Origin of the sequence: Nocardia sp. NPDC060220 (genome assembly GCF_042727815.1) — a bacterium.
In the GTDB taxonomy this organism is placed as follows: Bacteria; Actinomycetota; Actinomycetes; order Mycobacteriales; family Mycobacteriaceae; genus Nocardia.
Genome location: NZ_JBHWZY010001364.1, coordinates 1 through 1,114 on the forward strand (window position 1 = coordinate 1; position 1,114 = coordinate 1,114).

Annotated in this window: 1 protein-coding gene; it reads right to left on the reverse strand. The window is 64.8% G+C overall.

The window, feature by feature from the left end:
• Window positions 1-30: 30 nt before the first annotated feature.
• On the reverse strand, window positions 31-1,114 hold a 1,084-nt coding region (gene clpX, locus ACFWF3_RS36810), incomplete at its 5' end, for an ATP-dependent Clp protease ATP-binding subunit ClpX (RefSeq protein WP_379318864.1).

Consider the following 1,114-nt stretch of genomic DNA (forward strand, 5'->3'; position numbering starts at 1 on the left):
GATCCGAAGGGGCCCTTTGCCGTTGGTTTGTTACGCCGACTTCTCGCGACGCTCCGGACGCTGCGCCTTGCGCGGCACGATCGTCGGGAGGACGTTGTCGATGACGGTGTCGGCGTTCACGACCACCTTGGCGACGTCGTCACGGCCGGGGATGTCGTACATCACCGGCAGCAGGACCTCTTCCATGATGGCGCGCAGGCCGCGAGCACCGGTGCCGCGCAGGATCGCCTGATCGGCGATCGCTTCGAGGGCGTCGGCGGTGAACTCGAGGTCGACGCCGTCCATCTCGAACAGGCGAACGTACTGCTTGACCAGTGCGTTCTTCGGCTCGGAGAGAATTGTGACCAGCGATTCCTTGTCCAGGTTCGTCACCGAGGCGACGATCGGCAGGCGGCCGATGAACTCGGGGATCAGACCGAACTTGATCAGATCCTCGGGCATCACGTCGGCGAAGTGGTCATCGGTGTCGACCTCGGCCTTGGAGCGCACCTCGGCGCCGAAGCCGATGCCGCGGTGACCGGTGCGATCGGAGATGATCTTCTCCAGGCCCGCGAACGCGCCCGCCACGATGAACAGCACGTTGGTGGTGTCGATCTGGATGAACTCCTGGTGCGGGTGCTTGCGACCGCCCTGCGGCGGCACACTCGCCTGGGTACCCTCCAGAATCTTCAGCAGCGCCTGCTGCACGCCCTCGCCCGACACATCGCGGGTGATCGACGGGTTCTCGCTCTTGCGCGCGATCTTGTCGACCTCGTCGATGTAGATGATGCCGGTCTCGGCGCGCTTGACGTCGTAGTCGGCGGCCTGGATCAGCTTCAGCAGGATGTTCTCGACATCCTCACCGACATAGCCCGCCTCGGTGAGCGCGGTGGCATCGGCGATGGCGAACGGCACGTTCAGCATCTTGGCCAGCGTCTGCGCGAGGTAGGTCTTGCCGCAACCGGTGGGGCCGAGCATCAGGATGTTCGACTTCATCAGCTCGACGGCCTCACCGCGGCTGTCGCGGCCCTTGTCGCCCGCCTGGATGCGCTTGTAGTGGTTGTAGACCGCGACGGCGAGGGTCCGCTTGGCGGTGTCCTGGCCGATCACGTAGTTCTCGAGGAAATCCCGGATC